This window comes from Kribbella sp. NPDC003557 (genome assembly GCF_040610805.1).
Classification (GTDB): domain Bacteria; phylum Actinomycetota; class Actinomycetes; order Propionibacteriales; family Kribbellaceae; genus Kribbella.
Window position 1 is genome coordinate 422,670 of the sequence record NZ_JBEXMY010000002.1, and the last position, 24,870, is coordinate 447,539.

Here is a 24,870-nt window from a genome sequence, read left to right on the forward strand (position 1 = left end):
CCCGCAGTTCGCTCGAGAGCGGGGAGATCGCCTGATGGCTGTCACGTCGTACCGTCGGCGCTGGACGCTGGACGACCGCGCCGAGTCGGTCTGGCATTCCCTGCCCGTCGACATCCCGGCCGACTGCCCCGGGTTGCTCGTCACGCTCACCATCCCACCGGTCGACGGCGCCGTCATCGACATCGGCTGCGAGGGCGCAGCAGGCTGGCGCGGATGGTCCGGCGGAGCCCGCACCACCTTCGCGATCACCCCTTCCGCCGCCACGCCCGGCTATGTACCCGGCGAACTCGAACCAGGCACCTGGTGGGTCGTCCTCGGCCTCCACCGAGTACCCGTCGAAGGCGTCGAACTCCTCGTCGAAGCAGTCACCGGCCCGGTCGACACCATTCCCGGCCTGAACGAGTACGCCGAAGCCTCCGCCGCGATCGCCGTACCTCCGCGCCCACCGCGCCGTACCCTCCCCGCATCATCCGGCCTGAAATGGATCGCCGGCGACTTCCACGCCCACTCCCTGCATTCCGACGGCTCCACGCCGATCGCCAACCTCGCCGCACTCGGCGTATCGGCCGGCCTCGACGTACTCGCCGTCACCGACCACAACACCGTTGCCCACCACCCCGAACTCCCGTCGCTCAGCAAGCGCTTCGGCATCGGCCTCATCCCCGGCCAGGAAGTCACCACCGACACCGGCCACGCGAACGCGTTCGGCGAGATCGGCCCGATCGACTTCCGCCAACCCGCCGCCACCTGGGTCACTGAGGTCGCCCGGCGCGGCGGTCTCCTCTCGATCAACCACCCCCTCGGCGGCGACTGCTCCTGGCGCCATCCCCTCCCCGAACACCCACCGCTAGCCGAGATCTGGCACTCGTCCTGGCTCGACCACACCTGGGGCGGCCCTGTCGCCTGGTGGCAGGCATGGGGCCTCGAAAACACCACCCCCATCGGCGGCAGCGACTGGCACAACCCCACGTCGCTCATGCCGCCCGGCTCCCCCACCACCTGGATCGCGGTAGACGCCTCCGCCGAGGGCCCCGACGAACTCCCCACAGCCACCCTGGAAGCCCTAGCCGCCGGCCGCACCGCCCTCTCCTGGTCCTACACCGCCCCCGTCCTCATCCGAGCCGACGACGAACTCATAGCCCTGGACGCCCCCAACACCCTCGTAATCACCCCCGACGGCACCCGCCACCCCATCACCACCCCCAAAACCCACCTCCCCGCCACCCCCGGCCCCCACCTCCTAATAACCCACACCGGCCAACTCCTCTCCACCTGCGCCTGACCTCCCCCCCACCGAGCGCGAACAGACCGCGCAACCGGCAGGCTCGCGCAGCCGCAGCGACCATCGGGACTCACGTGAGCACCAAGCCGCGTACGGGCTTATGCGCCGTAATCCTCGACCAGGCCGCAAGCCCTCGGACAATCACCGCCCGCACAGCCACCCGCGCCCAGTGCACCCACTCCTCCTGCGGCGCCGACGCACGCCCCGGGCATCACGCCCGGCCCACAGGCTCCGCCGTCGTACCAGCCGCACGGACTGCGACCCTCAGGCCTGTCGTACAGACTGCATGTCGCGCCACGCGCACGGCCCCCGCTCTAAGGCCCGGCCTACGGACTGCATGTCGCGCCGCGCGTACGCACCCCTGCTCTCAGTCTCGGTATACGGCTGCATGTCATCCCCGGTGAACGCCCCGCGACATCACGCCCGGCCCACAGGTTCCCGCGTCGTACAGCCGAACGGGCTGCGACCCTCAGGCCTGACGTATGGGCTGCTTGTCGCACGGCCTGCTGCTCCTGGGCCCGGGAGTACGTACGTCTTGTCCTGCCGCGCACGCTCTTTCGGCATCACGCCCGGTCTACAGGTCCCGGCGTCGTACCAGCCGAACGGGCTGCGACCTTCAGGCCGCGTACGGGCTACTTATCGCACCAGGCCTACGCATCCCTGCTCTCAGGCCCGGCGTCCGGGCTGCTCGTCGCACGGGCTGTTGCTCCAGGGCCCGGGCGTACGCATGGCTTGTCCTGCCCGCCGTACGGGCGCGTACCCATGTACCCAGCCCACGAGTTTCGTTCGCGGCGTCGAGCCCGGCCTGCAGGCGTACGGACTTGCTGCGCTCGGGCCCGGCGTACGGGCTGCTGCGCTCAGGCTCGCCGTACGGATGCTTGTCGCGCCAGGCATGCGGACTCCTGCGGTTGTACCCGGTGCGTACGGGCCACCCGTCGTGCCCGGCCAACAGCCCGCCGGTGGCGTAGCCGGCGTACGGGTCCATGGCCTCGTACCTGGCGCACGGGCTGCTGCTGTCGTGCTCGGCATGCGGGTTCCTGTGACGTACCAGGCGTACGGCTGCTGCTCGGGTCAGACGTGTCAGCTGCTCGTGTCAGCCCCGGCGCATGGCTTCTGGTAGCCCGGCTAATCGGGTAGGGCGTCCAGCTGGTCGAGGAGCCAGCTCGGGCCGGTGGTCGTCGCGCCGGTGGCTTCTACCCGTTGCCGGAGTTCGCGATCGGCCGTGACTACCGTGACCGCGGGATGACGCGACTGACCTGCAACCTCCGCGGTCACGCTCACGATGGTGTCGTCACCCGACCCCGACGCAAGCACCACCCGAACGCGACCGGTATCCGGCGCCCCCTCCCCAGACACCGCCCGGCAAGCGGCCCCTTCCAACACCACGACCACGTCGATGTCCGACAACCGCTCCTGCAAGGCAGCAAGCCGCGTCAGCAGCCGTCGAGCCGCGCCGACCCGATCCCGCCACCATCCGTTCGGCCGCGACCCAACCACGTTCGCAGCATCGACCACGACAACTCGGTTCCGACCGTCATCCACCACGTCAGTCTGCCCTCCCCCGCAGAGCACCTGCGACCAATCAGTCGAGAAGCCAACCGTTCCGTTCCGCGATTTCGACGGCATCCGACCGAGTGTGGGCGCCGGTCTTGCCGATAGCAGACCACAGTCGAGTACGGGCGACACGCTCGGACACGTCGAGCTTCTGAGCCATCAGCGCGACTGATCCACCATCCCGCGCCGCGCGGAGAGTGTCTGTCTCGTCAGCGTTGAGCGGGGTCTCGGAGTACCGCAGGCTGTCGGCCGCAAGGTTCGCGTCGACCACACGCAGACCCAGGTGCACCCGCCGTACCGCATCCGCCAACTGCGGCGTCGGGCTGTCCTTCAATGCGATCCCTTTCGCGCCGGCGTCGAGCCCGCGGCGCATGTGCACCGGTCGCCCGTACGTCGTCAGCATGACCACCCGGCACTCTGGCATCGACGTACGCAACTTGGTGGTGACAGTAATGCTGTCGTTCCCCGGCCCGGCCGCATCGAGCAGCGCGACGTTCGCCCGATGCCGTTTGGCGGCACCTACGACGTCGTCAGTTCGGTTGAGCTCGGCAACGATCTCCAGATCGCGCTCACGCTCCAGACCGCTGCGAAGCAAACCTCGGCTGAGGATCTGGTCGTCAACCAGCAGCAGCCGAATCGGGTCGGGCAAACGAGCCTCCGAGGTAGCGTCCGGGCGTCGGGGAAGTACGTCCGGGAACATGAGCAGTACTCGGTTCCCGATCATGGAGCGCTGGTCCGTACGTCGTCCACATCAACGCGGCATCTCTACCAGATTGCGACCAGATCGCGATCACAGGAGAACCGGTCGTGCGACGAGTGGTTGACGAGACGACGTCACACCGGGCCGGCTCGCGCCACCGCGCTCAAGGTTGGACGTGTCAAACGGAGGTCGAACTGCAGCGATACCTCAACGGTCACCGCATCTCCGGAGACCACGCACGCGGTTAGCTGCACCTTGTTCAACGCGGCTGTTCGCGCTGCTGTCGCACAAGGTGTACTCGGTGGTGTGGCGCTCGGCGCCATCATCGGCCGCTCGACCGCATCGGCTCGATGCGCGGGCTGCTCCTCGCGGGGATCGAGGTGACCAGGGGCGTCGATGGACTCGGACGTACTCAGGGACTGGGCGGCGCTGAGGGCGGTGAGGTCGGCGGCGGCGGACAGCTTGTGCCGAGCGGTCGAGATCGCTGACCAGAGGATCGCTGCAGTGAGCGCCGTGAAGAGGAGTGCCGCAGCGAACAAGGTTTGGAGCGTGGCGCTGCCTCGCTCGGAGCGGTTCACGGCGCCTCCGGTTCCGCTTGCAGCGTGGCAGTTGCCGTGAGGCTCGGAGGAGACAGGACGCTGAGCAGCGGCGGGTCGTGGGCGGGAGCGGCAGTGACTGTCACTTTGATGTCGGACGCCTCACGGGTGATGACGATCGTGCCTGTGGGGACGGTACGGCGACCGATCGCCTTCGCGTTCTCGATCGACTCACCACGCGCGACCGCCCGGGCGACGTCGCGGGCAGCGTCTATGCACCGAATGTTCAGGACAACGAGTCCGATGGACCAGATCCCCAACAACAAAATGCACACCAGCACCGGCAGCGCCAAAGCCATCTCGGCCGTGACAGCCCCACGCTCCCCTCGGCGGCGTCCGTTGGCCTTACCCGTGGGATGAGGAAGAGCGGCGCGGTCAGCGTCGATGGCGATCAAGGTTGGCGACGTCAGGAAGGTCCCGGAGGACAGGTCCGAGCGGTGAGGCATGGGACTCCCAGGGCGGCGGCCGGTCGAGGAGGGGACATCGACCGGCCGCCTGATCGAGGGCCACGCTGCGTTGCCGCGGTCGCTTGGGCCGGGTTGGGTGCGGTGGCTGGTTGAGGTGGCCGCGAGCTGGACCATTGGTTGGTTCAGCGAATTGGCTGCACTGACTGGGTTGCTCTAGTTATGCGCGGCGGTAGAGGACAGTTGGCCGGGCCGGTTCGGTCGGGATGGTTCGGTCGGAGGTAACTCACCCGAGCGGTTCGGCTGGGAGGTTCACCTGTGGTGGGTCGGCGGGAGTCGACGGGAGGTTCACCCGCGGTGGCTCGACTGACGGGTTCGGCTGACGGGTTCCGCTGGGGTCGGCTGACCGGTTCGGCTGAGGGTCGGCTGCGGGCGCCCGCAGCGGGCTCGGCAGGGCCCGGAGCAGCTCGGCCAGGTGGGTCCGCGCGCTGTGGCTCGCCCCGGAGCGGCTCGGCTAAGGGGTTCGTCCTGACGGGCCCGCCCGGGGTTCGGGGGACGTTCGCCTGGATCCACCCAGTGCGGTTCGCCCGGGGGCGGGCGGCGTGGTTCGGGCGGAGCGGGCTGTGGGGTTGCGTCACATGTGTACGCCTTCTACGCCGGCGATCTTCAGGCCGAAGTTGATGATCGCCTTGAGGGCTCCCTGCATTGCAGGGGATCTGAGGAGGGCGACCATGACCCCGCCGAAGCCGCACACACCGACGATCAGGACGGCGTACTCGGCGGTGATTGCTCCGTGTTCGCCGCGGGGGCGAAGACGGTGGATGCCGTTGCCGTAGAGACGTCGGATGGTCTTGGCGCGACGACGGTGGGCGCGTCCGCGGCAGGATCGGTTGTCGGTGACAGCGCAATTGAGTTCGAGCTGGCTGTTCGGCGCGCAGGGCTCCGACCGGTTGGGCGCCGCGCAGAACTCGAACTGCTTGGGCGGCGTGCAGGACTTCGGCTGACCAACCGACGCACAGGATGCCGGCTGGTTGTTCGGCGTACAGGAAGTCGGCTCGTTGTTCGACGTACACGGAGCGGGCTGGTTGTTCGACGTGCGGGGCGCCGGCTGGATGTTCGGGGTCCGTGACTCGAGTTGAGTGTGAGGGGGGTGGGGCTTGGGGTGGTCGGTTGGCGCGCAGGGTTGGGCGGTGTCGTGGGAGGCGCGGTTGACTGGTCGGCGGTTGTGCGGGTGGAGCTCTAGGGCGCGACTCGGTGCGCGGTGTGGAAAGTGGTTGTGGGTGGGGTTGGGCGTGGGCTCGTTGTTCGGCGTGCGGAGCCCAGGTTCGGGGTCGGGTGTGCGGCGCATGAGGTGGCTGGGGGTGTGCGCGGTGGCTGGAGCGGGGGTCGCTGCCCGGGACAACCGCTGTGCTGGCGTCGGGTGGCTGCTGGTGGTTATTGGTGCTTTGGGCATTTGGGCCTCCTGCGGGCGGTGGAGCTGTGGGTGCTTGTTCGTAAAGGTGCCGTTGTTGGAACGCCTTTTTTCAAAGGAGTTTTTGGCTGTGGATATGGGAGGTCAGGGGTGGAGGAGGTAGGGGATGAGGGCGTCGGCGATCGTGGGGACGATTGAGAGGAGGACGAAGGCGGGGAGGAAGCAGAGGCCCAGGGGCAGGGTGGCTCGGGATTCGGCGGCTCGGGCTTGTTGGTCGGCGAGGTGGTGGTGGGAGCGGCGGGTTTCGTCGGCCAGGTGTTCGAGGGTTTTGGAGAGTGGGGCGCCGGAACGGAGTGAGCGGGAGATGGCTCGGGCCATGGGGATGCAGGGTGGTTCCGTGCGTAGGTGAGCCCAGGCGGTGGCTGGGTCGGTTCCTAGTGCCAAGTGGTGGGCGATCTTGGTGAAGACGTCGGCCAGAGGGCCGGGTAGGGCTTCGGCTACGAGGGTCAGGGCGTGTTGGGGCGGGCGGCCGGCTCGGAGGCAGGCGGTCAGGAGGTCGATCGCGAGGGGCAGGTCGTGGGCTATGCGGGCGTTGCGTTGTCTGGTGGTGGCTGGTTCTAGGCGGGCCAGGGCTCGGGGGATGGCGTAGTACGCGAGCGCGCTTGGGATGAGGCCCCAGGGGAGGCCGAGGACCGCCAGCGCGGCGAATGCTGCGCCGGCTGCGGCTAGGCGGTGGGATCGCGGAGGTTGGTGGCGCGATCTGGGGCGCGGTGGGGTTAGGCGGCGCAGGTTGGCGTGAGGTGGGATCAGGAGGTAGGTGCTTATGGCAACTGCTGTTGCTGCGGTCAGTGTGTGGGGCATGCGGAGTCTCGAGAAGGTGGAGTAGATCTGGCGGGCTGGGATCGCCGTCAGTAGGTCGGGCAGAGCGAGCCGATGCGGGGGTACCGGAGGCCAGGTGGCGCGACGAGCCGCTCTGGTCACGCGCCCACGCCGTACACGTCCGCGGTCTCGACGGGTGAGTGCCGGTCAGGCCGACTCAATAGTCGGCGAGGCGGGGCCGGGCAGGTTGGTGCGGTGAGCGCGGCGAGCGCGGCGAGCGCGGCGAGCGCGGCGAGCGCGGCGAGCGCGGTGAGCGCGGCGAGTGCGGTGAGTGGGATGCCTCAGGTGTCCGAAGTGGCGATGCGGCCCGTCCAGTGGAGGCCGGTGGCGGTTAGGGCGAGGCCTGCTAGTAGGCAGAACCAGCCGGGTGGGGTGGTGGTTAGGAAGGTGAGGGGGTCGGCTCCTAGGAGGTAGCCGATGGTTATGCCGAACGCTGGGAGGGTGGCGAGGATTCGGGCGGTGGAGCGGGCGCCGGCGAGGCTGGATTGGGTTTGGCGGTGGATGGATTCGTCGGCTCGGAGGGAGTCGGCCAGGCGTTCGGTGAGGGTGGCGAAGGCGGCGCCGGATTGTTCTGTGACGCGCCAGGCTGCGGATAGGGCGCGGAGACTGGAGGCGCCGGGGGTGGTCGCGGCTCGGGTCAGGGCGGCGGGAACGTCTGCGCCGAGTTTGGCTGCGGCGTGGGCGACTTCGAAGTCTGGGCTGATGGAGGCGGCGCCTTCCAGGGCGGCTATGGGTGGGCGGCCGGCTGTTAGGTCGGCGGCGAGTACGTCTAGGGCTTCGATGATGGTGGTGCGACGGGTTGCGATGAGTTCTTGCTGACGGTGGTTGGCGCGTTGGTTGGCGATGAGGGCCAGGATCGCGGCGATCGCGAGGGTTGAGACCAGGGCTTGGGGGCCGAGGATGGCGGTGACCAGGATGGTTGGTGGGGCTAGGAGCCAGGCTCGGGACAGGCGGGACCGGAGGTGGCGGCTCGGTGGTCTGAGGCGGGCAGGTTGGGGATCGGCCAACTGGACGCTAGCCGCTTGAGGGCCAGTCGGTTGGAGGTTTGTCAGCTGAGCGCCAGCTGGCCGGAAGCCAACTGGTTGGAGGCCGGCCGGTTGGAGGCTGTCCCAGTGATGGTGCGCATGTTGGGGATTCGGCGGAGTTGGAGTCGTTGGTCGGCGGGGGTTTGGGGTGGCGCGGGTTAGGCGGTGGAGGCCTGGTGGGCGGGGTGGGAGGGCGAGAGCGCAGGTAACTAGGGCTAGGACGGCGGCGAGGAGTGCGGGTGTCATGCGGCACCGGCGGTCGTTGGAGCGGACCCGGCGGGCAGTCGAGGTGATCCGGCAGTGGGTATTGGAGCCGAGCCGACGGTGGGTGTTGGAGCCGACCCTGCGGCGGGCGGTCGAGTTGATCCAGGGGTCGGTGTTGGAGCTGGCCCGACGGCTGGGAGGCGAGGGGAGTCGGTGCTTGGTGGTGGGGGCGGGTGGGCGCTGCGTGGTGGTGGGGATGTGGGTGGGTGGGGCGGGATTCGGTTGGGTGGGGTGGTGAAGAGGTGGGATGGGGGGTGGAGGGTGAGGGTGTTGTCGGGGTGGAAAGTTACGGCGGGGTGGGTGGTTAAGGGGGCGTTGGGGTGTTTGGTGAGGGTGTGGATTTCGGCTATTCGGCGGTGGCCTGTGGGGGAACGGGTGAGGTGGATTACGGCGTGTAGGGCGGAGGCTGCTTGGCTGTGGACTGCTGATTGAGAGAGGCCTGCCAGGGCGCCTAGGGCTTCTAGGCGGGCTGGGACGTCGGCGGCGGAGTTGGCGTGGATGGTGCCGCAGCCGCCTTCGTGGCCGGTGTTCAGGGCCGTCAGGAGGTCTACTACTTCGGGGCCTCGGACCTCGCCTACGACCAGGCGGTCCGGGCGCATGCGGAGGGCCTGGCGGACTAGGTCGCGGAGGGAGATCTCGCCGGTGCCTTCGATGTTGGGTGGGCGGGCTTCTAGACGTACGACGTGGGGGTGGTCGGGGCGGAGTTCGTTGGCGTCCTCGACCAGGACTAGGCGTTCGGCGGGATTCGCCAATGAGAGCAGGGAATTGAGCAGTGTTGTCTTGCCGGTGCCTGTGCCGCCGCTGATGAGGAAGGCCAGGCGTGAGTCGAGGAGATCGTGGAGGATCGCGGCGCCTGCTTGTGGGAGGGCGCCGGCTGCTACCAGGTCGTCGAGGGTGAAGACCTTGCGTGATGGGACGCGGAGGGACAGGCAGGTTCCGGGGGCGGCGATCGGGGCGAGGACGGCGTGGAAGCGGGTGCCGTCGGCCAGGCGGACGTCGACGTACGGCGTGGAGTCGTCGAGGCGGCGGCCGGCCGCGGCGGCGAGGCGGGTGGCGAGGCGGCGGATGGCGGGTTCGTCGCCGGTGCGGATCGCGACGAACTCGAGTCCGCGGCCGCGGTCGATGTAGACCTCGTCGGGGCCGTTGACGAGGATGTCGGTCACGCCGGGCTCTGCGAGGAGGCTGTCGAGTGGGCCGGCGCCGAGCGCCTCCCGGCGAAGGGCTGTGACGACTGCGAGGACCATGGAGTCGCCGCAGACGGTGCCGTCGGCACGTAGGGCTGCTGCGACATGCACGGGTGTCGGCTCGGTGCCGGTCAGGGCAAGGGTGGTGCGGACTCGGTCGAGGAGGTCTGCGGGGACGGCTGTCGTGGTCATGTGGGCACCTGCCAGGTCTGGGCGGGCGGGTCGGATGGGATGAGAGTCCTGCGTGGTGTCGACTCGGCGACGGTAAGGGCGAGGGGTGGTGAGGTCGGGCGGGTTGGATGGGTCGCAAGGTCCTGCAGGGCGGCGGTGAGGTCGTGGTCGCGGAGGCGGGGCCGCGGCTGTCGCGGCCAGGCCGGGAGCTAGCTGGTCAGGGCGGGTGGGACAACGCGGGGTCTGGCGAGCGGCGGTAGGCGAGGGTGGGAACGGGCGGGTCGGTTAGGGCACGAGGCCCAAGAGGGCGGCGGTGCGTCGTGGTCGAGGTGGGTTGGGCCCGGTGCTGTGGCTGGCTGGTCAGGGTGGGGTGAAGAGGTCCAGGAGGGTTTCGGCGGCTCGGGTTAGGGGGCTTCGGGTGGGGAGGGGGAGGTGGCCGTTGTCCATGGCGGTGGGGAGGTTGCGGTCCAGGCCCAGATTTGTTGCTAGGGGCAATTGGAGGTGGGTTGCTACGTCGGCGGCGGAAGGGCCGGGGCGGGAGTCTCGGGCTACTACGCGGAGGTCGCCTGCTACTGCTCTGAGGGGGCCTGCGAGGCGTTTGGCGGCGGCGACTGAGCGGATGTCGCAGGGGACGACCAGCAGGGTGGCGGTGGAGCGGATGAAGCCTTCCTCTACGGCGGGGTCCGCTCGGCGGGGTAGGTCCAGGACGACGAGGTCGGTGCTGCGTTGGGCGGCGCCGATGACCGAGCTCATCGTGTCCGGTGGCAGGACGGTGACGTCGGAGCGGTCCCAGGACAGGACCGAGAGGCCGTCGATCGAAGGGAGTGCGGAGTGGAGCGCGGCCGCGCTGATCCGGCCTGCCGCGTTCAGGAGCTTGGGCCAGCGGTCGCCCGGGTCTCGCTCGATGCCGAGGGCGAGCTCGATGCCACCGCCGAGCGGATCGCCGTCGATGAGCATCGTGCGGAGACCGCGGCGGTTGCCGAGGACGGCCACCGCGGCGGCGAGGGTGGTCGAACCCGCTCCCCCGCAACCGCCGACGAACGCGAGCGTGACGGCGGCACGGGTGCTGCCGTCCAGGGCGTCGGACAGCTTGCCGGCGAGCAGCGGCTCGTCGTCGGGTAACCGGCAGACGGCATCGGCGCCGACGTCGAACGCGCAGCGGTAGAGGTCGTCGCCGTCCGCTGCCGAGCCGACCACGACGACCCCGGGACGGTGCGCGGGCTGGACGCGAGCCAGCGGCTCGGCGAGGTCGCGGCCGACGACGACCAGCGAGCAGGCGTGCCAGCTGCGCCGCAGGCCCAGCAGGTGCGGCTCGACCAGGGGCGTGACGGAGGCGGCCGCGGCCAGCCGGAGCAGGTCGTCGAGCAAGGCCTCGTTGGTAGTTGCCATCAGCACCGACGGGGTTGGTGAGTTCGTGTCCATACCAAGAACATGCCGTTGTCCGGCGGCTTCCGGGAACGTCACCGGATCCCTGTGGACAAAGGGTTGTCGGGTTTCCGTCAGCAGCGGGAACCCGCCACGACGAGCCCGCGACCAACCCGCCGGGAACGGTTACGGTTCCTTTCGAAGCGTCTTTAACTAAATTTCACCGGACCGCTTCCGTCCCATCGCTCCGGAGGAACCTGATGAGTCGATTGCGCATGCTCGCCGCCACGGCCACCGTCGCGGCCACCGCCCTGATCACCGCCGCCGGCGTCTCTCTTGCGAGTCAGGACGCCACCACGGCCAACGCAGCCGTCGCGGCGCCACAGGCGACCAGCGGCGGCGTCAAGACGGCGTACTTCACCCAGTGGGGGATCTACGCCAACGCCTTCTATCCCAAGAACATGGTCACCACCGGGGTCGGCGAGAAGCTCGATTTCCTGAACTACGCGTTCGCCAACATCGACCCGGTCAATCACACCTGCTTCATGGCCAACAAGGCCGCGTCGCAGGACGAGAACAACCCGAACGCCGGTGACGGCGCGGGTGACGCGTTCGCCGACTACGGCAAGTCGTACGGCGCGGACATCAGCGTCGACGGCGTCGGCGACGTGTGGAACCAGCCGATCCAGGGCAACTTCAACCAGCTCAAGAAGCTCAAGGTGAAGTACCCGAACCTGAAGATCCTGATCTCGATCGGCGGCTGGACCTACTCGAAGTACTTTTCCGACGCGGCCTCCACCGACGCCAAGCGCAAAGCCTTCGTCAGCTCTTGCGTGAACATGTTCCTCAAGGGCGACCTGCCGGTGATCGACGGCTTCGGCGGTCCCGGGTCGGCCGCCGGCATCTTCGACGGTGTCGACATCGACTGGGAGTACCCGGGCTCGCCGAACGGTCACGTCGGCAACCACTACAGCGCGGCCGACAAGCAGAACTTCACGCTGCTGCTGGCCGAGTTCCGCGCTCAGCTCGACGCGTACGGCGGCCAGACCGGCAAGAGGTACTACCTGACCGCCGCGACGCCGGCGGGCCAGGACAAGATCGCCACGATCGAGACCAACAAGATCGGGCAGTACCTCGACTACAACAACGTGATGACGTACGACATGCACGGCGGCTGGGAGGCCACCGGGCCGACGAACGTCCAGGATCCGCTGTACACGGCGCCGAACGATCCGAGCAACCCGATCCCGCCGGGGCAGGGCAAGTACTCGATCGACTCCGCGGTGAAGGCGTGGACCACGGGCGACGCGGCGTACGGCATCCCGGGCGGGTTCCCGGCGAACAAGCTGAGCATCGGATATCCCTTCTACTACAGGGGATGGAAGGGAGTTCCGGCCACCGCGAACGGTAAGTACCAGACGGCGACCGGACCGGCCGATGGGCACGCTTTGAGCGGCAACGTGCCGGGGGTCTCGTTCTACAAGGAGCTCACCGGGTTCGTCGACAACCCGTCGGCGACGTTCTTCGACGACACCACGAAGTCGTCGTGGTTCTACAGCAACGGCACCTTCTGGTCCGGTGACAACGCCCAGTCGATCAAGGCCAAGGCCGACTACCAGCACTGCAACGGCCTGGCCGGCGCGATGATGTACTCCCTCGAGGCACTCGACCCGAACGTCACCCTCTTCAACAACGTGGTCGACGCGGTCAACGCCGAGACCGCCGGCTGCAGCGGCCCGCCCACAACACCGCCCACAACACCGCCGACGACGCCTCCCACGACGCCGCCGACCACCCCGCCGACAACGCCGCCCACGACACCTCCCACCACGCCCCCGACGACTCCCCCGGGCACAGCCACCCCGTGGGCACCCAACACGACGTACGCGACCGGTGCGCTCGTGACCTACGCCGGTGTCACCTACAAGTGCATCCAGGGCCACACGTCCCTGACCGGCTGGGAGCCGCCGAACGTCCCCGCACTCTGGGGACGGGTCTGATCACGTACCGCCCACTGATCGGAGCATCATGAATCGCATCTCTCTGGCGATCGCGGCCATCACCGCGGTAGTCGTCGCCCTGCTGACCGCACAGGCAGCCAACGCGGCAGGTGTCACTGCCAGCTTCACGAAAGTGTCCGACTGGGGCAGCGGCTTCGAGGGGAAGGTGACCGTCACCAACGGCACCACCAGCTCGCTCAGCACCTGGACCGTCGCGCTGGACTTCCCGTCCGGCTACACCGTCAGCTCCACCTGGGACGCGAACCACACCAGTAGCGGCCAGACGCACACGTTCACGCCGCCGAGCTGGGCCGGCCCGCTCGCGCCCGGCGCGACCGTCAGCTTCGGCTTCAACGGCAGCCCGGGCAACTTCCCCGGCCTCGCCGCCTGCCGACTGAACGGCGGCTCGTGCTCGGGTGGCGGTGGCGGCACCGTCCCGGCCGCGCCGACAGGTCTCTCCGGTACGTCGACAGCGTCGTCAGTGAGCCTCACGTGGTCCGCCGCGTCCGGCGCGACCAGCTACAACGTCTATCGCAACGGTACGAAGGTCGGCAGCCCGACGGGTACGTCGTACACGGACTCCGGGCTGACCGCGAACACGACGTACAGCTACCAGGTCAGCGCATCCAACGGCGCCGGCGAGGGCCCGAAGAGCGGCTCCGTCTCGGTCAAGACCGGGACCGGCGGCGGGAACACCGGCACCAAGCAGGCCGCACCGTACCTGTACATGGGCTGGGGTGACCCGCCGAACCCGGCGACGGTGATGAACGCGACCGGCATCAAGTGGTTCACGATGGCCTTCATCCTGTCGTCCGGCGGCTGCAACCCGGCCTGGGACGGCAGCCGCCCGCTGCAGGGCAGCGCCGACGCCAACGCGATCGCCCAGATCCGCGCCGCCGGCGGCGACATCGTGCCGTCGATCGGCGGCTGGAGCGGGAACAAGCTCGGCCCGAACTGCAGCACGCCCGAGGCGCTGGCCGGCGCGTACCAGCAGGTCATCAACGCCTACGGCCTGAAGGCGATCGACGTCGACATCGAGAACTCCGACGAGTTCGAGAGCGAGGTCGTCCAGGACCGGATCCTGAACGCCCTGAAGATCGTCAAGCAGAACAACCCCGGCATCACGACGATCCTGACCTTCGGCACCTCGACGACCGGCCCGAACTACTGGGGCAACCGCCTCATCGAGCGGTCCGCGGCGCTCGGCGCGAACATCGACATCTTCACGCTGATGCCGTTCGACTTCGGCAGCTCGAACATCTACAACGACACGGTCGGCGCGTCCCAGGGCCTGAACAACAAGCTGAAGTCCGTCTTCGGCTGGACCACCGCACAGGCCTACGCGCACCAGGGCATCTCCGGCATGAACGGTCTGTCCGACCAGCAGGAGATGACCACCACCGCGACCTGGCAGAACATCACCAACTGGGCGAAGAGCAACGGGCTCAGCCGGCTGGCGTTCTGGTCGGTCAACCGTGACCGCGGCTGCGCCGGCGGCGGCGTGGTGTCCAACTGCAGCGGTATCGCCCAGGGCGACTGGGACTTCACCCGCATCACCGCGGGCTTCTGAGAAGGAAGGCTGAGTGCGGCGAACCGCCGCACTCAGCCGGCCTTGATCGCCTCGATGATCAGGCCGTTGCGGGCGTTCTGCCCGAGGGGGACCGACGGGTGCAGGCCGTCGCGGAGCAGGCGGGCCAGCCGGTTCGGGCTGGAGGCCAGGTGCTCTGCCCAGCGCACGATCCGCAGGTTGTCGTAGCGCCGCTGCGCGTCCGCGAGCTGCAGGTTGATCCAGGCGCTGTTGCGCTGGTCCGCGACCTTCACGTCCGGGCCGTGCGCGGTGCGAGCCGCCTGCACGTTGACCCAGTAGACGATCCGCTCGTCGCCGACGATGCTCATCGTCCGGTCCACCTGGGCCTCGACCGCCGGCGGCGTGAAGATGTCGTTCGACCCGACCGACATCAGGATCCGGTGCGGCAGGCCGTACTCCTGCGCCCAGGTGTCCAGCGCGTCGACGGCCGGCGTCACCGGCCGGCCGGCCCAGTTGTGGACGGCGATGGTGATCCCGAGCTGGTTCAGCTGCCGGGCGAGCGCCGGTCCGTCCTGGACGCCGATGCTGTCGCCGAACATGAAGACGCCGTCGGTCTCGCGGGTCCGGCGGATCTGCCCCTCGTTCGAGATCGCGCGGGCCTGGCGCTCCCAGGCGCCCAGCACACCGGAGCCGTAGGCGCCGAGCGAGAGCAGTCCGGCGGTGTCGGCCGCCGGGGAGCCCGGGACGGCCTCGGCCGTGCCGGCAGCAACCGTCGACGCAGCCGCCGCGGTCCCGGCCGCGAACAGCAGCCGGCGACTCGGCCGGAACGAACCCAGACGCTTCCTCACGCACGTAAGGGTGCGGTGGAAAGCCCTCTCTCTGCAAGTCGACACCGAGAAAATGGAACGAACGCTACGGAAGTCACAGTCAGCTGGTCGTCGCCGGACGGGACCGTACGAACGTCCGGAATCGCTCCGCGGCGGGCGTCAACGGCGCGCTCAGCCGCCACGACATCCCGATCTCCCGCCGCGACCGTACGCCGGCCAGCGGCACGGACACCGCCCCGCTGTCGTTCCCCCGCACCGCGCCGGCGGGCAGGATCGCGACGCCGAGCCCCGCGCCGACCAGACTGTCGATCGTCGCGAGGTCGGTCGCTTCGAACGCCAGCTGCGGACTGAACCCGGCCTCGCGGCACAGCCGGTCGGTCACGCGCCGAAACCCGAAGCCCGGCTGCAGCCCGACGAACGCCTCGTCCCGCGCCGCCTCCAGCTCCACCCGATGCCGGGACGCCAGCGCGTGCCCGGGCGGCACGTGCAGACAGAGCCGCTGCCGCTCGAGCACGTACCAGCCGAACCGGTCGGGGTCCGGCCGCGGCGCGACGATCGCGATCTCCGCCTCGCCGGTCTCGAGATCCTGGACGATGTCGTGCGCCGGCTCCTGCCGCAGCTGGAACTCGACGTGCGGTGCCACCGCCCGGAACGCCTTCAACAGATCAGGCATGAGCGTCGTCGCGACCGAGTGCAGGAACGCCAGCCGCACGGTGCCGGACTCCGGATCCAGCAACGCGTCGATCTGCCGCTTCGCACTGTCGACAGCCAACGTCCCGGCGCGCGCCGCCTCGAGCACGAGACGGCCGTACGGATTGAGCCGTACGCCGCGCCGCTCCCGCTCGAACAGCGGTACGCCGAACGCGCGCTCGACCCGTTGCAGCGACCGGGACAGGTTCGGCTGGCTGGTGCCCAGCGTGGCGGCCGCCTCGGTCAGGTGCTCGGTCTCCGCGAGGACCGCGAACCAGCGCAGATCTTCGACATGCATACTGAAATCGTATCGATTCCTGCTGAGGTCGACATTTTACGTATCACAGATGTCGTGCGACCGTCGAAGACATGCACCAGTCCGTCGCCCACCAGACCGGGTACCTGCCCGGCGACCTTGAGTACCGCAAGCTCTCGACCGCACTGTTCGCGGCCGGTCTGGCGACGTTCGCACTGCTCTACAGCACGCAGCCGCTGCTGCCGGAGCTCGTCGACGCCTTTCAGGTCTCCCCCAGCCAGAGCGCCTTCAGCGTGTCGTTCGCGACGTTCGGCCTCGGTCTGGCGTTGCTGATCGCTGGTCCGGCGTCCGAGGTCCTCGGCCGGACCAATCTGATGCGCTGGTCGGTCGCGGCGACGTCGTTCTTCGCGCTGCTCAGTGCGTTCGCCCCGACGTGGCACCTGTTGCTCGCACTGCGGGGCCTGCAGGGGATCGCCATGGCAGGCCTTCCGGCGGTCGCGATGGCCTATCTACGGGAAGAGGTGCACCAGGACAGCCACGCGCGTGCCAGCGGCCTCTACATCGCCGGTACGGCGGTCGGCGGGATGGCGGGACGTCTCATCGCAGGCGGCTTGTCGGACCTTGGCGGATGGCGCTTCGCGACCGGCGGGATCGCCGTGGTCGGTGTCCTGTGCGCGACTGTCGTCTGGCTGCTGCTGCCGGCCTCGCGGAACTTCCACCCGGCGGCCGCGCGACCCAATGACCTCTTCCGGGTACTGCGGGACCCGGCGCTGCTGGCGCTGTACGGGATCGCGGCGACGGCGGTCGGCGCGTTCGTCGCCGTCTACAACGGAGCGGTCTTCAGGCTGTCCGGCTCGCCGTACGAGCTGAGCGCGGGCGCGGCCGGCTTGGTGTTCTGTGTCTATCTGCTCGGTTCTGCCGGGTCAGCGACGGCAGGGACGCTGGCGGACCGCTACGGCAGGCGCAAAGTGGTGCCGGTCGGGTGTCTGATCACCCTGGCCGGCGTGGCGATCACCCTGGCCGCACCGCTACCGCTCATCATTCTGGGGCTGGCCGTGATGACCGCAGGGTTCTTCGCGGTGCACGGCGTGGCCAGCGGCTGGGTCCCCGCAAGGGCCCACGCGAGCGGCGTCGGGACGGGACAGGCGTCGAGCATGTACCTCTTCGCCTTCTACCTCGGCTCCTCGGTCTTCGGCGGTCTGGCCGGTACGGCGTGGAGCCACGCCGAGTGGACCGGAGTCGCCGGGGAGGCCGGGGCCTTGTTCCTCGTCACGTTGATCCTCGCCGTCCTGCTCCGGAACGTTCCCAGCCGGGTGCAAAACTGATCCGGTGACCAAAGCGACGGATGCTGCCGACCAGTTGGGACTCACCTATGAGGTGACCAGGCATGGCCGGGTGAACTCGTTGGAGGAGGCCGCGGCCGCCCGAGGGATCGAGCCGGCCCGGCTGATCAAGACGATCGTCGTGCGGCTGGCCGACGACGACTACCGCTTCGTCCTGGTGCCGGGTGACCGCGAGATCGCCTGGCCGAAGCTGCGCACGCTGCTCGGCGTGAACCGGATCTCGATGCCGGACAAGGACACCGCGTTCGACGTCACCGGCTACGTCCGCGGGACGATCACGCCGCTCGGGAGCACGCACGCCTGGCCGGTGATCGCGGACGAGCGGATCACCGGCACGATCTCCATCGGCGGCGGTGACCACGGCGTCGGGATCACTGTCGACGCCGGGGCACTCACCAAGGCTCTCAACGCCACCGTGGCTGACGTCACCGACTAGACCAGCAGTCCTTGCTGACCTGCTCGTAGTCCTGCCTGGAAGCGGGTGGTGGCGTCCAGAGCCTTCAGGATGCGCTGCATCCGGCGTTCGACTGTTCGTTGGGCGACTCCCAGGCGGCGGGCGATGGCTTGGTCTGTGAGGCCGGCAGCGGCCAGCGAGAGCAACTGCTGGTCCGCCAAGCTCAAAGGACCCTCAGAGACCGCGGGAGCCAGAGGGCTGGCCTGTTGCCATAAGAGGTCGAAGAGACGGACCAGTGCGTCCAGGAGGCTCCCCGGCCCCAGCTCCACGACGACGTCCGGCGCGGTTGGTAGTAGGGCTGTACGGCGATCGACGACGACCAGCTTGAGCGGCACGTCGCGCAGCATCCGGCAGCAGCCGGACGAGCGAGCAGCAGCCAGATCGCCTGGCTGGGACAGCGAGTCCATGTCATAGATCGCGCGGTAGGTGATCCCACGAGGGTCCGCGACGTACGGCACGCGATCCAGGACAAGCACCTCCGCCTGCGCGCACTGCTGCGCCTGGTAGAAGCGCTGGGCGATCGCCTCGGCGCCGCGGATGACCGTGAATGCGTCCGGCTGCCGGAACTCGGCTGTCAGCACCGCAGCGCCCAGCCGGGCCTCGACGATCGCCGCCTGCTTCCGGAGCGCGAGCAGCTCGACCGCGGCCTCCGGTACGGCGGGCACGTACCTGGCCGGACGGCCTGGCGTACGGGACGCCAGGCCGAGGGACAGCAGTGACCTCAGGTGCCGGCCGACGCGGTTGGCCGGCCAGTCGACGGACGAGGCCAGATCGGTCGCTGTGGACTCCGGGCGGGCCAGAAGCACCCGGTAGAGCTGCTCGTCCTCCGAGCAGACACCGAGCGCCTCCAGCAACGGAGCCGGTCGATAGTTGTGCATGATCAGGACAGCGAGTGCACGTGGCCGCCGACCTGGGTCGCGAACTGGTTGCCGTTCGACGCATCCCAGTTGGTCGACCAGGTCATCGCACCGCGCAGCGACGGCCAGGGAGTGCTCGGCTTGTAGTTGCCGCACCCGGTGCCCTTGGTCAGGCAGTCCAGTGCGTTGTTGACGACCGACGGCGCGACGTACCCGCTCCCGGCCGCCCTGGACGACGCCGGTAGGCCGAGACCGACCTGGTCGGGACGCAGACCGCCCTGCAGCATGATGCAGGCCTGCGCGGTGATGAAGTCGACCGAGCCCTGCGAGTACACCTGGCCGTCGCAGCCGTTCATCGAGCCGGAGTTGTAGTACTGCACGTTGACGATGGTCAGGATGTCCTTGATCGCCAGCGCGAGCTTGAAGTACTCGAACGACGTGCTCTGCATGTCGATCGTCTGGGGTGCCATGGTGATCACCAGCCCGCTGCCGAACTGGCTCTGCAGGCTGTGCAGCGCCTGACCCATGTATTGCGCGTTGACCCCGTTCTCGAGGTCGATGTCGATCCCGTCGAACCCGTAGGTGCGCAGCACCGACAGCGCGCTCGACGCGAAGTTGGCCGCGGCCGTCGGGTCCGCCACCGAGATGGTGCCGTTCTGGCCGCCGACGGACAGGATGACCTTCTTCCCGGCCGCCTGCTTCGCGGCGATGTCCGCCTTGAACTGCGCGACCGTGTACCCACCGAGGCCGGCGCTGTCCAGGGTGAACGTGATGCCGCCCGGCTTCGACGGATCGGCGTCCGCGAAGGCGACCGCGATCAGGTCGTACGCCGCCGGCACGTCAGAGATCTTCTGCACCGTCGCGCCGTTGTTGAAGTTCTGCCAGTAGCCGGTGAGCACGTGGGCGGGCAGACTCCCGGCCGGCGGGTTGGTGCCACCGTCGGACGTGGTGCCCGACACGGCGGCGCTGTACGCCGAGCAGTTGCCACTCGGGTCACACGCCCGCACCTTGAACGAGTACGTCGTGGAAGCGCTCAAGCCGGTAGCTGTCCAAGAGGTCACGTTGCCGACGCTCTGCGCAGCTCCGGTACCGCGGACGACGTCGTAGTGGTCGATCCCGTTCGCGTCGGACGCGGCGGACCAGGTGAGCTTCAGCGAGCTCGAGGTCGGAGACCCGACGGCCAGACCACCCGGGGTTGACGGCGCCGTGGTGTCGGGCGCACCGCCCGGGCCGTCCAGTACGACGTCATCGACCTGGTACGCCGGAAGCGCGTACCAGCTGTGGACGTAGATCGTGACGGAGCTGGAGGCGCCGGTGGTGAACGGCACCGTCAGCTGGCTCCAGCCGGAACTGGTCGTCCACGTCGAAGGACCACCGTCCACTCCGAGGTAGACGTTCGAGCCCTTGACCCACGCCGAGAGCGTGTACGCCGTATTGGGCTGGACCGCTACAGACTGGGAGCAGCGGGCGATGTCGCTCCCGCTCGGCGTCGCCGACAGCGCGTACGAGCCGGAGTGCGGGGCGGTCGCCGTGACGCCGCCGGCCGGGCACGACCAGCCGGAGAGCGTGCCGGACTCGAACCCGGCGTTCGTGACGAGGTTGGTGGCCGCGGAGGCGGGACCGGGGACCAGGAAGGCCATGACAACGACGAGCAGGCTGATGACGACCGCTGCCTGGGGGCGGTGTGCAGGCGGTTTCATGCCTTACAACCTGTGACCAGGCAATTACATTGTCAAGACCCTGCATAAAGTGAGAACGCTCCCACGCACAGAAAACTGAGAATCTTTACCAGTACTTGGCGAAAGGGAGAAAGGCGACGGCCCCCGGCGGGGGGGTGACCGGGGGCCGTCTTCGGCCACGGGCTCGGGGGGAGGAGCCGGGGGCCGTTCAGGAGGCGACAGTCTGCCACTGTCAGGGGGTATGTACCCCCCAAGACCGGGCCTCACACATCTCAGTTCGATTTCAACCGATTATGTTTCACCCAGGCGCTGGTCACGCCCGATCGGGCGCTTCCAGCCAGTGTCACTGTCACACTGCCCACCAGTCTAACGGGATACCGGCCCACACAAAAGCCCGGGTCCCCCGGCGTTTCTCCCGGATGCCTATCCTCGACTCCATGGCGCATCCCGGGACGGCTCGATCGGCGGCATTCTTCGATCTGGACAAGACCATTCTGGCCCGCTCGAGCACGCTGGCCTTCTCGCGGCCGTTCTACGCCGGCGGCCTGATCAACCGCCGGACCGTGCTGCGCAGCGCCTATGCCCAGTTCGTCTACCTGCTCGGCGGCGCGGACCACGACCAGATGGAGCGGATGCGGGAGTACATCTCCGCGATGTGCACCGGCTGGGACGTCTCGACGGTCAAGGCGATCGTCGCCGACACCCTGGACCACATCGTCCGGCCGATGATCCACACCGAGGCGGTGGAGCTGATCGACCAGCACCACGCGGCCGGCCGGGACGTGGTGATCGTGTCGTCGTCGGGCGCCGAGGTGGTGGAGCCGATCGGCGCGATGCTCGGCGCCGACCGGGTGATCGCCACTCGGATGGTCGTTGCTGACGGCAAGTACACCGGCGAGATCGCCGAGTATGCGTACGGTCCGCACAAGGCGACCGCGATCCAGGCCCTGGCTGCGACGGAGGGCTACGACCTGGCCGCCTCCTACGGTTACTCGGATTCGATCACCGACGAGCCCTTGCTGGCCGCCGTCGGGCACCCGTTCGCGGTCAACCCGGACAAGGCGCTGCGCCGGGTCGCGGCTGAGCGCGGCTGGCCGATCCTGGAGTTCGCGGAGCCGGCCGAGCGCATCGGTTTCCAGGACGTGCGGCGTCCCGCGCTTGCCGCCGGCATGGTCGCCGCGGTCGCGGCGGGCGCCCTGCTGCTGGCCTCCCGCCGCCGGTCCCGGCGCACCGAAAGCTGAAGCGGGCTTCATACTTCTCAACTCCATGAAGCACGCCGCATCCCCTTCCCAGAAAGGGGTTTCAGGAGTACAAAGGAATCAACAAAGGACCTTCGGGTCCGGTAGAGATTGCACGGTAACCCAGGCACCCACGCGGCGACCAGCCCATCCCAAACGGGCAGCGCGACCCAGGCCCAGTCCTGTGGCGGCAAACCGGTGCACGCATGGTAACCAGGGCGACGTGCCAGCGACGGCGTTCTCTCAGGAGAGCGCCGTTCGCACGTTCCGGGCGGCGGTCAGGAGGCGAGCGGCGAGAGCTCGGCACCTTTTGTCACGACCTCGCAGGACCGCAGCAACCAATCACGGACCCCCGTCAGTCCTCGCGCTGTGTAGTCGGTGAGGCCGGACGCATAGCTCGCCCGCAACACATAGTGACCACCCTCGGGGACCGTGACCGCGACCGGGTCGATGCCACGGGCAACCAACAGGCAGCGCTCGGCGGCCCGGGCGACCAGCCCGTTCGCGGCCGGGAACGGGCGCAGCACGGCGAGCTCGGCGTGCACGATCGCCGCCACCACCAGTCCGGGCGCCTTCGTCGGGCGGGTGAGGTTCTGCGCGAGAGCGCTCAACCGCTCCCACATCTCGTCGGCGCCGGGCGCCGGCGGCAGTCCGGGGATGTCGTCGGGCACGGGTTCCGCACTGGTCCGGAGATGGCCCAGCTGGTCCTCGGGGAGCAGATCGGCCGCGGCCAACTGGTGCAGTCTGGTCCAGACCTGCACCGGGGCCTTGTCCAGCTGCGGGGCGAGTGTCATCAGTTCGCCGGTCAGCCGGACCGCACCGGAGGCCAGTCCGTCGGCCGTGCCCCGGCGTACGTCGTCCGGGGTCGCCGTGCTGCCGGCGAGCGCGGCGGACGCGTGCGCACCACGCAGCAGCGCCTCGGCGGTCATGTCCGAACCGACCCGGCGCAGACCACGGTCCCGGAGCAGTACGTCGACCGCGTCCCGGGCCGCCCGGGCCGCCGACCCGACCCCCTCGAGACCGGCCAGTGGCTCGAACACATCAGTACTCATGCCCGCAGCCTAGGATGACTAGGCATGGCGCTCGGCACCGTCCCCAGGTTCAGCATCGTGGTCCCCTGCCATGCTTCGCGGGCGTGGCTGCGGCCGTGCCTGGACTCGGTGCTCGGCCAGTCGTTCACCGATTTCGAGGTGATCGGGGTCGACGACGCGGACCTCGACGGGTCCGGCCGGATCCTGGACGAGTACGCCGCCGCCGACCCGCGGGTCCGGGTGCTGCACCTGGAGGAGAACGTCGGCCTCGGGCCGGCGCGGAATGCCGGACTGAAGCAGTGCCGCGGTGAGTACGTGCTGTTCCTGGACGCCGACGACGAATACCTCCCGGGCTCCCTGCAGGCGATCGCGGCCAGGATCGAGAGCGCCGACCGGCCGGACATCGTGATGTTCGACTACGAGCGGATCTTCTGGGACGGCCGGGTGCTCGGCAGCCAGCGGCACGACGCCTTCGCGCGCGAGGGCGCCGGGGTGTTCACGGCGGCCGAGCGGCCGATCTTCCTGACCTTCCTCGAGGTCGTCTGGAACAAGGCGCACCGGCGGGAGTTCCTCACCCGGCACGGCTTCGCGTTCACGAGCGGCTTCTACGAGGACGCGCCCTGGACCTACTCGACGATGCTCACCGCCGAGCGGATCGCTACCTTGGACCGGGTCGTCGTGCACTACCGGCAGCACCGGACCGGCGGCAACATCCATGCCACCAGCGGCCGCCGCCAGTGGGACATCTTCGACCAGTACGACCGGGTGCACGCGTTCATCCAGTCCGACCCGGATCTGGCCGGCTGGCGCCGGTTCGCCTTCGACCGGTCGCTGGACCACATCCTGGCCGTGCTCGCGAAGCCCGAGCGGATCGACACCGAGGACCGGGCCGAGTTCTTCCACGCCGCGCACGCCTTTGCCAAGCGGTGGAAGCCCGAGGGCTACAGCTCCGACCGGACGGTCCGCGGGTTCAAGCGCTGGCTGCTGATCCACGACGACTACGCGACCTACTCGACCCTGAAGCTGAGCGCGCGGGTGCTGCAGGTCCCGAGCCCGCGCAAGCGCGTCGGCAAGCTGCTGCGGCGCGCCAAGCTGGATCCGAACCTGGTCGCGTACGCCGCGGGCCGGTTCACGCAGTACGCCGGCAACCCGCGCGCGATCTGCGAGCGGGCGGCCGAGCTCGCGCCACACCTGCGCGGTGTCTGGGTCGTCGACGACGAGCACGTCGGCGCGATCCCGGAGGGCGTCGAGTACGTGGTCGCGGACTCCCCGGCGTACGAGAAGCTGCTCGGCAGGGCGACGTACTTCGTCAGCGACACGAACTGGCCGAAGGACCTGGACAAGCGCCAGGGCCAGGTCCATCTGGAGACCCAGCACGGCACGCCGCTGACCACGGTGGAGTTGCCCGCCGAGGGCAAGGACGAGCTGATGCGCGCGGTCGACCGCTGGGACTTCAACCTGTCCTCGAACCGGTACTCCTCGGAGATCTGGGAGCGCATCTACCCGGCCTACTTCGAGGAGCTCGAGTACGGCTACCCGCGCAACGACCGGCTGCTGACCGCGACGCTCGACGAGGTCCGGGCGATCCGGGCGGGACTGGGTTACGACGACTCGCACTTGGTGATCCTGTACGCGCCGGCGTCGGAGGACCGGCTGGATCCGGACCGGCTGGCGACCGCGGCCGGCGAGCACGCCCGCGTGATCGGCCCCGGGCAGCAGCCACGGCTCGAGGACCTGATGCTGGCGGCCGACGTCCTGGTCTCGGACCACTCGTCGATCACCTTCGACTACGCCAACCTCGACCGGCCGATCCTGCTGCTCGCCGGCGGCCGAGCCGACACGTACTTCGACCTCACCGAGTTTCCGCCGGGCGTGGTCGCGCGCTCCGCCGAGGAACTGTTCGCCGCGCTGCGGAACGGCACGTTCGACGCACCGGAGGCGGCGAAGCACCGGCACCTGTTCCGGGAGAAGTTCTGCGAGTTCGACGACGGCCACGCGGCCGAACGCGTCGTCCGGCGAGTGTTCCTCGGCCAGCTCGACGTACCCGCGGTGGTGCCGTTGGCCGACCGGTCCCCGGCTCCGTCGGCGTACTTCGTGCATAATGGCTGACATGTCGATCAGCCTGAAGCCGG

Annotated in this window: 21 protein-coding genes; 7 read left to right on the top strand and 14 right to left on the bottom strand. The window is 69.0% G+C overall.

All coding sequences use genetic code 11. The features are described from left to right. The first annotated feature begins 34 nt into the window (after positions 1-34). Positions 35-1,282: a CehA/McbA family metallohydrolase gene (locus ABZW60_RS07895; protein ID WP_355474983.1), complete on the top strand. Its 1,248-nt coding sequence runs from the start codon at positions 35-37 to the stop codon at positions 1,280-1,282. Between the two features lie 1,125 nt (positions 1,283-2,407). On the opposite strand, the gene ABZW60_RS07900 is transcribed toward ABZW60_RS07895, so the two are convergent. From ABZW60_RS07900 to ssd, 9 genes are all read right to left on the bottom strand, one after another. Beyond that, positions 2,408-2,824 carry an NYN domain-containing protein gene (locus ABZW60_RS07900; RefSeq protein WP_355474984.1) on the bottom strand — a complete coding sequence of 139 codons (417 nt, stop codon included), beginning with the start codon at positions 2,822-2,824 and terminating at the stop codon, positions 2,408-2,410. Between the two features lie 40 nt (positions 2,825-2,864). Then, positions 2,865-3,485: a response regulator transcription factor gene (locus ABZW60_RS07905; RefSeq protein WP_355474985.1), complete on the bottom strand. Its 621-nt coding sequence runs from the start codon at positions 3,483-3,485 to the stop codon at positions 2,865-2,867. A gap of 185 nt (positions 3,486-3,670) precedes the next feature. Beyond that, positions 3,671-4,114, bottom strand: a complete 444-nt coding sequence (locus ABZW60_RS07910; protein ID WP_355474986.1) for a flp pilus-assembly TadE/G-like family protein — start codon at positions 4,112-4,114, stop codon at positions 3,671-3,673. Continuing rightward, positions 4,111-4,527, bottom strand: a complete 417-nt coding sequence (locus ABZW60_RS07915; RefSeq protein ID WP_355474987.1) for a TadE family type IV pilus minor pilin — start codon at positions 4,525-4,527, stop codon at positions 4,111-4,113. The genes ABZW60_RS07910 and ABZW60_RS07915 overlap by 4 nt, the downstream gene beginning before the upstream one ends. Positions 4,528-5,170: 643 nt before the next feature. After that, positions 5,171-5,383 (bottom strand): DUF4244 domain-containing protein, encoded by a 213-nt coding sequence (locus ABZW60_RS07920; RefSeq protein ID WP_355475855.1) that lies wholly within the window; start codon positions 5,381-5,383, stop codon positions 5,171-5,173. Positions 5,384-6,091: 708 nt separating this feature from the next. Continuing rightward, positions 6,092-6,808, bottom strand: a complete 717-nt coding sequence (locus tag ABZW60_RS07925; protein ID WP_355474988.1) for a type II secretion system F family protein — start codon at positions 6,806-6,808, stop codon at positions 6,092-6,094. Positions 6,809-7,107: 299 nt separating this feature from the next. Next, complete coding sequence (locus ABZW60_RS07930; protein WP_355474989.1) at positions 7,108-7,833, bottom strand: type II secretion system F family protein; 726 nt, start codon at positions 7,831-7,833, stop codon at positions 7,108-7,110. A 260-nt stretch (positions 7,834-8,093) separates the two neighbouring features. Next, positions 8,094-9,491, bottom strand: a complete 1,398-nt coding sequence (locus ABZW60_RS07935; RefSeq protein WP_355474990.1) for a TadA family conjugal transfer-associated ATPase — start codon at positions 9,489-9,491, stop codon at positions 8,094-8,096. A 339-nt stretch (positions 9,492-9,830) separates the two neighbouring features. Then, positions 9,831-10,892 carry a septum site-determining protein Ssd gene (gene ssd / locus ABZW60_RS07940; protein ID WP_355474991.1) on the bottom strand — a complete coding sequence of 354 codons (1,062 nt, stop codon included), beginning with the start codon at positions 10,890-10,892 and terminating at the stop codon, positions 9,831-9,833. A gap of 203 nt (positions 10,893-11,095) precedes the next feature. Here ssd and ABZW60_RS07945 point away from each other — a divergent pair, with 203 nt between their 5' ends. Together ABZW60_RS07945 and ABZW60_RS07950 are read left to right on the top strand one after the other, a co-directional pair. After that, a complete protein-coding gene (locus tag ABZW60_RS07945) occupies positions 11,096-12,835 on the top strand; it encodes a glycosyl hydrolase family 18 protein (RefSeq protein ID WP_355474992.1) in 1,740 nt (579 codons plus the stop codon). Between the two features lie 28 nt (positions 12,836-12,863). Next, positions 12,864-14,405, top strand: a complete 1,542-nt coding sequence (locus ABZW60_RS07950; RefSeq protein WP_355474993.1) for a cellulose binding domain-containing protein — start codon at positions 12,864-12,866, stop codon at positions 14,403-14,405. Between the two features lie 32 nt (positions 14,406-14,437). Here ABZW60_RS07950 and ABZW60_RS07955 read toward each other — a convergent pair whose 3' ends face one another. Both ABZW60_RS07955 and ABZW60_RS07960 read right to left on the bottom strand, forming a co-directional pair. Continuing rightward, entirely contained in the window at positions 14,438-15,211 is a 774-nt protein-coding gene (locus tag ABZW60_RS07955) for a hypothetical protein (protein WP_355474994.1), read from the bottom strand. Positions 15,212-15,290: 79 nt separating this feature from the next. After that, positions 15,291-16,178, bottom strand: coding sequence for a LysR family transcriptional regulator (locus ABZW60_RS07960; RefSeq protein ID WP_355474995.1), 888 nt, complete (start codon positions 16,176-16,178; stop codon positions 15,291-15,293). A gap of 71 nt (positions 16,179-16,249) precedes the next feature. Here ABZW60_RS07960 and ABZW60_RS07965 point away from each other — a divergent pair, with 71 nt between their 5' ends. Both ABZW60_RS07965 and ABZW60_RS07970 read left to right on the top strand, forming a co-directional pair. Then, entirely contained in the window at positions 16,250-17,461 is a 1,212-nt protein-coding gene (locus ABZW60_RS07965) for an MFS transporter (protein ID WP_355474996.1), read from the top strand. A gap of 4 nt (positions 17,462-17,465) precedes the next feature. Further along, positions 17,466-17,915, top strand: a complete 450-nt coding sequence (locus tag ABZW60_RS07970) for a YbaK/EbsC family protein (protein WP_355474997.1) — start codon at positions 17,466-17,468, stop codon at positions 17,913-17,915. Here the strand turns inward: ABZW60_RS07970 and ABZW60_RS07975 are convergent. Together ABZW60_RS07975 and ABZW60_RS07980 are read right to left on the bottom strand one after the other, a co-directional pair. Further along, positions 17,912-18,811 carry a helix-turn-helix transcriptional regulator gene (locus ABZW60_RS07975; RefSeq protein ID WP_355474998.1) on the bottom strand — a complete coding sequence of 300 codons (900 nt, stop codon included), beginning with the start codon at positions 18,809-18,811 and terminating at the stop codon, positions 17,912-17,914. The two genes, ABZW60_RS07970 and ABZW60_RS07975, sit on opposite strands and share 4 nt — an antisense overlap. A gap of 2 nt (positions 18,812-18,813) precedes the next feature. Further along, positions 18,814-20,490: a glycoside hydrolase family 18 protein gene (locus ABZW60_RS07980; protein WP_355474999.1), complete on the bottom strand. Its 1,677-nt coding sequence runs from the start codon at positions 20,488-20,490 to the stop codon at positions 18,814-18,816. A gap of 416 nt (positions 20,491-20,906) precedes the next feature. On the opposite strand from ABZW60_RS07980, the gene ABZW60_RS07985 reads away from it, so the two are divergent. Further along, positions 20,907-21,710 (top strand): HAD-IB family hydrolase, encoded by an 804-nt coding sequence (locus ABZW60_RS07985; protein ID WP_355475000.1) that lies wholly within the window; start codon positions 20,907-20,909, stop codon positions 21,708-21,710. A gap of 275 nt (positions 21,711-21,985) precedes the next feature. Here ABZW60_RS07985 and ABZW60_RS07990 read toward each other — a convergent pair whose 3' ends face one another. Then, positions 21,986-22,759, bottom strand: a complete 774-nt coding sequence (locus ABZW60_RS07990; RefSeq protein ID WP_355475001.1) for a cell filamentation protein Fic — start codon at positions 22,757-22,759, stop codon at positions 21,986-21,988. Positions 22,760-22,783: 24 nt separating this feature from the next. On the opposite strand from ABZW60_RS07990, the gene ABZW60_RS07995 reads away from it, so the two are divergent. Continuing rightward, a complete protein-coding gene (locus tag ABZW60_RS07995) occupies positions 22,784-24,847 on the top strand; it encodes a CDP-glycerol glycerophosphotransferase family protein (protein WP_355475002.1) in 2,064 nt (687 codons plus the stop codon). Positions 24,848-24,870: the final 23 nt, after the last annotated feature.

Excerpts from the sequence above, each read along its gene's own strand:
- ssd (WP_355474991.1), bottom strand. The coding sequence starts at position 10,892 with ATGGACACGAACTCACCAACCCCGTCGGTGCTGATGGCAACTACCAAC.
- ABZW60_RS07925 (WP_355474988.1), bottom strand. The coding sequence starts at position 6,808 with ATGCCCCACACACTGACCGCAGCAACAGCAGTTGCCATAAGCACCTAC.
- ABZW60_RS07945 (WP_355474992.1), top strand. The coding sequence starts at position 11,096 with ATGAGTCGATTGCGCATGCTCGCCGCCACGGCCACCGTCGCGGCCACC.
- ABZW60_RS07995 (WP_355475002.1), top strand. The coding sequence starts at position 22,784 with ATGGCGCTCGGCACCGTCCCCAGGTTCAGCATCGTGGTCCCCTGCCAT.
- ABZW60_RS07895 (WP_355474983.1), top strand. The coding sequence starts at position 35 with ATGGCTGTCACGTCGTACCGTCGGCGCTGGACGCTGGACGACCGCGCC.
- ABZW60_RS07960 (WP_355474995.1), bottom strand. The coding sequence starts at position 16,178 with ATGCATGTCGAAGATCTGCGCTGGTTCGCGGTCCTCGCGGAGACCGAG.
- ABZW60_RS07990 (WP_355475001.1), bottom strand. The coding sequence starts at position 22,759 with ATGAGTACTGATGTGTTCGAGCCACTGGCCGGTCTCGAGGGGGTCGGG.
- ABZW60_RS07975 (WP_355474998.1), bottom strand. The coding sequence starts at position 18,811 with ATGCACAACTATCGACCGGCTCCGTTGCTGGAGGCGCTCGGTGTCTGC.
- ABZW60_RS07965 (WP_355474996.1), top strand. The coding sequence starts at position 16,250 with ATGCACCAGTCCGTCGCCCACCAGACCGGGTACCTGCCCGGCGACCTT.
- ABZW60_RS07935 (WP_355474990.1), bottom strand. The coding sequence starts at position 9,491 with ATGACCACGACAGCCGTCCCCGCAGACCTCCTCGACCGAGTCCGCACC.
- ABZW60_RS07950 (WP_355474993.1), top strand. The coding sequence starts at position 12,864 with ATGAATCGCATCTCTCTGGCGATCGCGGCCATCACCGCGGTAGTCGTC.
- ABZW60_RS07985 (WP_355475000.1), top strand. The coding sequence starts at position 20,907 with ATGGCGCATCCCGGGACGGCTCGATCGGCGGCATTCTTCGATCTGGAC.
- ABZW60_RS07980 (WP_355474999.1), bottom strand. The coding sequence starts at position 20,490 with ATGAAACCGCCTGCACACCGCCCCCAGGCAGCGGTCGTCATCAGCCTG.